Raw genomic sequence first — 7,893 nt, 5'->3', positions numbered from 1 at the left:
TCAGATTGATGACGAACCCCACTTTTAAGGTGGGGTTCTGTTTTTTTTGCGGCCGCAGGCCGCGATCGCGATATTTTTTGTTAGATAAACTCTAGAGCGTTAGTGTTCTTAAATTGGCGTATATAAGTGAGGATTTGCGCTATTTCACCTCGATTTAGGCCGAGTTTACGCAGAGTGCTCACCACCAACGCTATCTTCTTGATGTTTTGAGCAGCCGCCGCCAACCAGCACTGCATCTGCACCTTGGCTAACCCTCGAAAGCGAGCGTATCGATGACCGTGATGTTGTTTTGCATCGGCGAAGCTTCTTTCTACCGTTTCACTTCTCCGCCTGTAGGTTTTCTTTCCATAAGCAGAGAGCCGCATCTGGTTGGCTCTATCCATGGCCTCCGTATAGATATGCCTCGTGATGACCTTCTTCATGTTTTTACTTTGAGTACAGTCATCACGCATTGGGCAGAACGCACATTCTTTAGGGTCTGAGTGATACTCTCGGTAAGCGCCGCGTGACGTCGTCTTGTAGATAAGGTCCTGTCCGTTGGGGCAACGATAGCTGTCTTTTTCTTTGTTATAGATAAAGTGTTTCTTCTTGAAGGCATTCTTTGTGCGTGATGGTCGGCGATAGCCGAACACGCCAAGTATCCCTCGGCGCTCAAGGGATTCAGCAACAGGGGCCGTGAAGTAACCGGCATCAAGACCAACGGCGATAGGATTGAGGTTAAACTGTTCAAGCGTGTGGTCGAGACGGCAGATATAAGGCTGGGAGTCATTGACATTCCCCGCGGTCGCATGGGTATCAACGATGATGCCATGCTGACCATCAACCGTGCGATGGTCGAGATAGAAGAACCCTTGCGGCTTATTGTCTCGGGTCATGAAGCCACTTTCTGGGTCAGTCGTACTGCTCTTCGTGTTATTAGCTTTCTGCTCAGAAGTTCGTTCTTTAAGTGGCTTCTTTCCCTCTTTTGCTCGGTCTAGTGCAACGTCTTCATCCAGCATATCTAAATATGCACTCGCTCGGACTGCCGTTTGTTTATTGGTGTGCTTGTTTTTGTTCGCGTTCGCTTTGAGGTGAGTGCTGTCAGTAAAGAGCTCTTGTCCAGCGACTAAGCCTTTAGCCATCGCTTGTTGAACGATGTTAATAAAGATACGTTCGAAGACATCCGTACCATTGAAGCGACGGATACGGTTTTGACTGAGTGTCGAGGCATGGATGACCTTTTCAGTGAGGGACATGCGGAGGAACCAACGATATGCGACATTCACTTCGATTTCTTTGACAAGCTGACGCTCGCTTTTTACGCCGAAGATGTACCCCAGTAGGATAATTTTGAATAGGCGGACAGGGTCTACAGGTGGTCGGCCATTGTCTTTGCAATAGAGGTGGGCGACTTCATCACGAATGAATTCAAAATCGATAGCAGAGTCAATTTTACGCACAAGGTGGTCTTTGGGAACAAGTTGTTCCATCGTCACCATTTCAAGTTCGTATTGTTGTGGAGAAGGTTCTTGAAGCATGTCGAGGTATCCAGATTTCGATACTCCTATTAGATCAAAGGACTAGCCTGATGGCTAGTCCTTTGTCAGCAGTCTGAAGCCGCTCAATTGAGCGGCTTTTTCTTACCCGAACCTATCTTAATGCGAAGGCATATTCTCTATGATTCGTTCACGAATCAACTTAAGCGTTGACTCCGTTGACAAATAATCAACTTCAATAGGGAAGTAAGCATCTTCAATTTGCAGTACCAGACTCGGATAGGAGTTAACACCGAGACTTCTCGCCAAACTTAGTTGGTCTTGAAACACTCCTTCCAACAAAGTGCCGTCCATGTCGTTTTTAAACTGTTGGACGTTGAGGCCAATCTCTTTTGCTAGCTGTAAATGCGTTGCTTCCTCATGAGGTGGAAGTGCTCGCAAATAGTAGGCATGCTGAATCGCTTCCAGCATCTGCTCGTAACTGTCTTGGAAACCTGCTGCTATCACCGCTCGACACGACTGGTAAGTACTTCTTACTGGAGTACACAGTTTCCAAAAGTCGTAGTTGAACTTAGTCCCCAGCTGACGTTCAATCTGCTGCCAAATGCCTTCAAGCTTTTGTTGCATCTCTGGTGGCATTGGCAAATTAGTATCCGGCGCAAGACCTCCCACCACATACTCAAATTGAATCACACCCGGCAGTTGCTGCTTCAATTTGTCGATGGTTGGTTTGTAGCCCCAACACCAACTGCACATAGGATCATGCACGTAGTAAAGCTTTATGTTCATTCCACTACTCTAAAAAAGAAAAAGGAGCCAATGCGGCTCCTTTGTATTCTATCGCCAAATGTGAGTATTTACGAATTACTCAGCTTGACCTTCAGCGCGTGCTGCAGCTTCTTTGATTAGAGGCTGAAGCTCACCCTTCTGGAACATTTCCAGAATGATGTCACAACCACCAATTAGCTCACCTTCAACCCATAGTTGTGGGAAAGTCGGCCATTGTGCGTATTTTGGTAACTCAGCGCGGATGTCTGGGTTTTGTAGAATGTCTACGTAAGCGAATTTCTCACCACATGCCATTAGAGCTTGTGACGCTTGAGAAGAGAAACCACAGCTTGGCAGTTTCGGTGAGCCTTTCATGTACAGCAGGATAGAGTTTTCAGAGATCTGCTGTTTGATTTTGTCGATAGTTTCCATCGCTTCCTCATTCATGGGTGTTAACTTTGTTTATTTGTCACATTCTACTCAATAACTGCAGAATAAAAACCATATAATTATTGCGGTTTAAACTAAGATTGTCTAATGGCGAATAAATTGACATTTTACTGCACCCCGCATCTTAAAATATTTTTATATCGGGGTTTTAATAAAGTAAAAACTTGCTAAAATACCTAGCAAGTCAGTCGTATCGACTCAGAACGAATAAAAACACTGGAAGCAATCGAAAGGTTAACCTTTCATATCAATGGAGAATCGAGTAATGGCATTTGAACTACCAGCTCTTCCTTACGCGAAAGACGCACTAGAACCACACATCTCTGCAGAGACTCTAGATTACCACCACGGTAAGCACCACAACACTTACGTTGTTAAGCTAAACGGTCTTATCCCTGGCACTGAGTTCGAAGGTAAAACACTAGAAGAGATCATCAAAACTTCTACTGGTGGTGTATTCAACAACGCTGCTCAAATCTGGAACCACACGTTCTACTGGCACTGTCTAGCTCCAAATGCGGGCGGCGAGCCAACTGGCGCAGTTGCTGACGCAATTAACGCAGCATTCGGTTCTTTCGAAGAATTCAAAGCGAAGTTCACTGATGCAGCAATCAACAACTTCGGTTCTTCATGGACTTGGCTAGTTAAGAAGGCTGACGGTTCTCTGGACATCGTTAACACTTCTAACGCAGGTACTCCTCTAACAGAAGAAGGCGTAACTCCAGTGCTAACTGTTGACCTATGGGAACACGCTTACTACATCGATTACCGCAACGTACGTCCTGATTACATGAATGGCTTCTGGGCTCTTGTAAACTGGGATTTCGTAGCAGAGAACCTAGCGAAGTAATTTACTTCCCCCTAGTTCAATTTAGTCTTATACAAAAGCTCGCTTACCCAGCGAGCTTTTTTATTACCTCGCCTCAATCCCTACTTTTCCCATCTTCTTTTTTCTAAAGTTCTTCTGTGATGTGCCGCTATAAAAAACGTCTGGCGAGGAACATCATGCAAATCCATACTTTAGATAAAGCTGCAATTATTAACGAACTTCAGTTCGGTAACGGTATTAACCATGCCGTACACGAAGGGCGCCGCGCCGATTTTGCGTTGATTTTGTCTATGTTCTCAAACGATGTGCGGGATGTTGTCCCAGTAGAGGAAGTCAAAGAAGAGAAAACAAACGACGATATTCTTCGCCAACGATTTGGCCTTTCTCGACCACAATCTTTGCGCTCAGATAGTAGCAGCTATGAACTCGCAGCTGAGCAAGCCAAACAATTTCACGCTGCTGGTTTACCCTCTGCCAAACTTAGGCATTACCTCACGCCGGATGCTCTAGCTTATTTACCAGAACATACTTTTAACCTTCCGGAAGAGGTCTATCACAATTTATCTGGTCATGAACGACGTCGGTTAGGAGCGCAAAATCAGACGCTTATTCCTAATACAGGGCTGTATAATAAACTCGTCACAACTCAACGCCAATATCAGATCCAAGCTCGAGCGTAATGTTCAATTTTTCACCAACTTTTTACACTTGTCACACGCACGAAATGTGACGCCTTACCGATTCCGATACAATAGTCTTCCCTCAAAAGCGTTAATTTGAAGCTTTTCACACTGGGCTTGCCGAAATTAAACCATGCTGATAGCACAAACCACTGGTGTAATGTTTTTCACATACGGAGCAGTGAAGGTGCTATGGATATTAAAGAATCGATCATACTCGTCACATCAGCAGGTTCGCTCATCGGCAGAACATGCTCCAATCACTTCGCTCATCTTGGGGCGACGTTGATTCTATGTGACCAAGACTCAAGCGCCTTGAAAGCAAGTTATGACCAAATCAGAGCGTTCACCGATAAAGTCTACGCTATGCATGTGCACAGCAATGACACAACATCAACTAATTTACTGTTTGATCAAATAGAGTCTGAACTAGACGCGACACCAGATGTAGTAGTCAATTGCTGGACCAGCTCCCCCATGCCGAGCTTGATGGCGCCAGAGCCGTTAAGCACATACATTGACCACCTTTCATCTGCTGCTCGTTTTCTCTATACCTACGGACAGGTAGCGGCCGAACGTTTTCGTGCTAGAAACAAGAAAGGGGTCATCGTTAACGTAATATCTCACGATAGCCATGAAGATCTTACCGGAGTGGAAAGTATGGCGGCTTTAGTATCCGGTTTTACTTATAGCTGGGCGAAAGAACTTACGCCTTTTAATATTAGAGTTGGAGGCGTAATCCCGTCAGTCACGCATACCAAAGAAGATATCGACGAAGTACATTGGGCGGAAATTCAGGACGAGTTAGTGCGTAACACTGCATATATTGTCGCAAATGAATACTTTAGCGGCAGAGTCGTATCTACCGAGGTTTAAGCCCAGAGATAGTTGAGTACTCCCCTTCCAGAATCTGTATATGACCTAATTACAAGTAATCCAGATAAAAAAAGCCCCAGTCTAGGACTGGGGCTTTAACTTTTCCCGATTAAGGTTTCGTGCTAGCGAAAACCTTGTTCAAAACAACGCTTACTTACGCGTCAGCTTTTTCTTTTTTAGCTTTAGGCGCAGCTTTCGCGGCTTCCTGATCTGCTTTCTTCTTGATTACAGTAGTGCCTTCGAAAGTTTCACCTTCAACGAATGCTTGACCATAGTAAGAAGCTTTTAGAACTTCTTTCAGCTCAGTGATTAGAGGGTAACGTGGGTTTGCACCAGTACATTGGTCATCAAACGCGTCAACCGCTAATGCGTCAACTTTAGCAAGGAAGTCTGCTTCGTTAACACCCGCAGCCTGAATAGACAGTGGGATATCAAGATCTTTCTTAAGCTCTTCCAACCATGCAAGTAGACGTTCAATTTTCTGAGCAGTACGGTCGCCTGGTTGAGCCAGACCTAACTGTTCAGCAACTTCTGCGTAACGACGGCGTGCTTGTGGACGGTCGTATTGAGAGAATGCAGTTTGTTTCGTTGGGTTATCGTTCGCGTTGTAACGTACAACGTTAGAGATAAGCAGTGCGTTAGCCAAACCGTGTGGAATGTGGAACTCAGCACCAATCTTGTGAGCCATTGAGTGACATACACCCAGGAATGCGTTCGCAAATGCTACACCAGCGATAGTTGCCGCGTTGTGTACTTTCTCACGAGCGATTGGGTCGTTAGCACCATTCGCGTAGCTTGATGGTAGGTATTCTTTTAGCATCTTAAGTGCTTGTAGAGCCTGACCGTCAGAGTATTCGTTCGCAAGAACAGATACGTAAGCTTCCAGAGCGTGAGTCACTGCATCGTAACCACCGAATGCGGTTAGAGACTTAGGCATGTTCATAACAAGGTTCGCATCAACGATAGCCATGTTAGGAGTTAGCTCGTAATCAGCCAGTGGGTATTTAGCACCAGTCTTGTCGTCTGTAACAACCGCAAATGGCGTAACTTCTGAACCCGTACCTGAAGTCGTAGTGATACATACAAGCTCAGCTTTTTGACCCATTTTAGGGAACTTGTAGATACGTTTACGGATGTCCATAAAGCGCATTGCCAGTTCTTCGAAGTGAGTTTCTGGGTGCTCGTACATTACCCACATGATCTTCGCAGCATCCATTGGTGAACCACCACCTAGAGCCAGGATCACATCTGGTTGGTAGCTCTGCATTTGAGCTGCGCCTTTTTCAACAACAGATAGTGTTGGGTCAGCTTCTACATCAAAGAAAGTCTGAACTTCCATACCTTGAGCTTTAAGTAGGCTTACTACTTCGTCAGCGTAACCGTTGTTGAATAGGAAACGGTCAGTTACCAGGAATGCACGTTTCTTACCTTCTAGGTCGCCCAGAGCGATTGGAAGGCTACCACGACGGAAGTAGATTGACTTAGGTAGTTTATGCCACAACATGTTTTCAGCTCGCTTAGCAACAATTTTCTTGTTGATTAGGTGTTTAGGACCTACGTTCTCAGAGATAGAGTTACCACCCCATGAACCACAACCTAGCGTTAGAGAAGGAGCAACGTTGAAGTTGTAAAGGTCACCGATACCACCGTGAGTAGTCGGAATGTTGATTAGGATACGAGCCGTCTTCATCTTGTCACCGAAGTAACGAATACGATCTGCGTTGACGTCTTGGTTAGTGTAAAGACCAGACGTATGACCGATACCACCGATTTCAACCATGGTTACCGCTTGAGCAACAGCGTCTTCAAAGCTGTCTGCTTTGAACATACCTAGACATGGAGACAGTTTCTCGTGTGCAAATTCGTCTTCGTATGCAACTTTGCCCAGACCTTCACCGATAAGCACTTTAGTGTCAGCTGGAACTTTAACACCCGCCATTTCTGCGATAGCTGCAGCTGGTTGGCCAACGATTTTCGCGTTTAGCGCACCGTCGATAAGGATAGTTTTACGTACTTTGTCAGCGTCAGCTTTGCTTAGTACGTGAGCTTTGTGAGAAGCAAAACGCTCTTTAACTTCGTCGTAAACGTCTTTATGAACGATGACAGCCTGCTCAGAAGCACACACTACGCCGTTATCGAAAGTTTTAGACATCAGTACAGAAGCAACTGCACGTTTGATGTCTGCGGTTTCGTCGATAACAACCGGAACGTTCCCTGCACCTACACCGATTGCTGGTTTACCAGAAGAGTAAGCCGCTTTCACCATGCCTGGACCACCAGTCGCAAGGATAAGAGCAATACCTTCGTGCTTCATAAGCGCGTTAGAAAGTTCTACTGAAGGTTGGTCAATCCAACCGATGATGTCTTTTGGTGCACCCGCTGCTACTGCTGCGTCCAGAACAAGTTTAGCTGCATCGTTTGTAGAGTTTTTAGCACGTGGGTGTGGCGAGAAGATGATACCGTTACGAGTTTTAAGTGAGATAAGAGACTTAAAGATCGCAGTTGAAGTAGGGTTCGTGGTTGGAACGATACCACAGATGATGCCCACAGGCTCTGCGATAGTCATCGTACCCATGCTTTCGTCTTCTTCTAGAACGCCACAAGTTTTCTCGTCTTTGTACTTGTTGTAGATGTACTCAGAAGCAAAGTGGTTCTTAATTACTTTATCTTCAACAATGCCCATGCCAGATTCTTCTACCGCTTGTTGCGCTAGAGGAATACGAGCTTGGTTAGCTGCTAGAGATGCTGCGCGGAAGATTTTGTCTACTTGCTCTTGAGAGTAAGTAGCAAATTCAGCTTGTGCTGCTTTTACGCG

At 45.5% G+C, this 7,893-nt stretch carries 7 protein-coding genes; 3 read left to right on the top strand and 4 right to left on the bottom strand.

Annotation, left to right across the window (positions count from 1 at the left end; all coding sequences use genetic code 11):
- Window positions 1-80: 80 nt before the first annotated feature.
- The 3 genes from WJM94_RS24365 to WJM94_RS24355 form a co-directional block, all read right to left on the bottom strand.
- Window positions 81-1,517, bottom strand: coding sequence for an IS1182 family transposase (locus tag WJM94_RS24365; protein ID WP_444493534.1), 1,437 nt, complete (start codon window positions 1,515-1,517; stop codon window positions 81-83).
- A gap of 117 nt (window positions 1,518-1,634) precedes the next feature.
- The gene (locus WJM94_RS24360) at window positions 1,635-2,264 is read right to left on the bottom strand and encodes a DsbA family protein (protein WP_444496720.1); all 630 of its coding nucleotides are present in this window, start codon (window positions 2,262-2,264) and stop codon (window positions 1,635-1,637) included.
- 75 nt (window positions 2,265-2,339) lie between these two features.
- Window positions 2,340-2,675 (bottom strand): Grx4 family monothiol glutaredoxin, encoded by a 336-nt coding sequence (locus tag WJM94_RS24355; protein ID WP_005494473.1) that lies wholly within the window; start codon window positions 2,673-2,675, stop codon window positions 2,340-2,342.
- A 283-nt stretch (window positions 2,676-2,958) separates the two neighbouring features.
- On the opposite strand from WJM94_RS24355, the gene sodB reads away from it, so the two are divergent.
- From sodB to WJM94_RS24340, 3 genes are all read left to right on the top strand, one after another.
- Complete coding sequence (gene sodB / locus WJM94_RS24350; protein WP_444496719.1) at window positions 2,959-3,543, top strand: superoxide dismutase [Fe]; 585 nt, start codon at window positions 2,959-2,961, stop codon at window positions 3,541-3,543.
- A gap of 155 nt (window positions 3,544-3,698) precedes the next feature.
- Window positions 3,699-4,202 (top strand): VC2046/SO_2500 family protein, encoded by a 504-nt coding sequence (locus WJM94_RS24345; protein WP_444496718.1) that lies wholly within the window; start codon window positions 3,699-3,701, stop codon window positions 4,200-4,202.
- Between the two features lie 192 nt (window positions 4,203-4,394).
- A complete protein-coding gene (locus WJM94_RS24340) occupies window positions 4,395-5,078 on the top strand; it encodes an SDR family oxidoreductase (RefSeq protein WP_444496717.1) in 684 nt (227 codons plus the stop codon).
- Window positions 5,079-5,232: 154 nt separating this feature from the next.
- Here WJM94_RS24340 and adhE read toward each other — a convergent pair.
- Window positions 5,233-7,893, bottom strand: a 2,661-nt coding sequence (gene adhE / locus WJM94_RS24335; RefSeq protein ID WP_444496716.1) for a bifunctional acetaldehyde-CoA/alcohol dehydrogenase, incomplete at its 5' end; no start/stop codon positions are given.

The sequence above is a fragment of the Vibrio sp. YIC-376 genome (assembly GCF_052353105.1).
Classification (GTDB): Bacteria; Pseudomonadota; Gammaproteobacteria; order Enterobacterales; family Vibrionaceae; genus Vibrio.
This window is presented reverse-complemented; position numbering and strand designations above follow the sequence as displayed.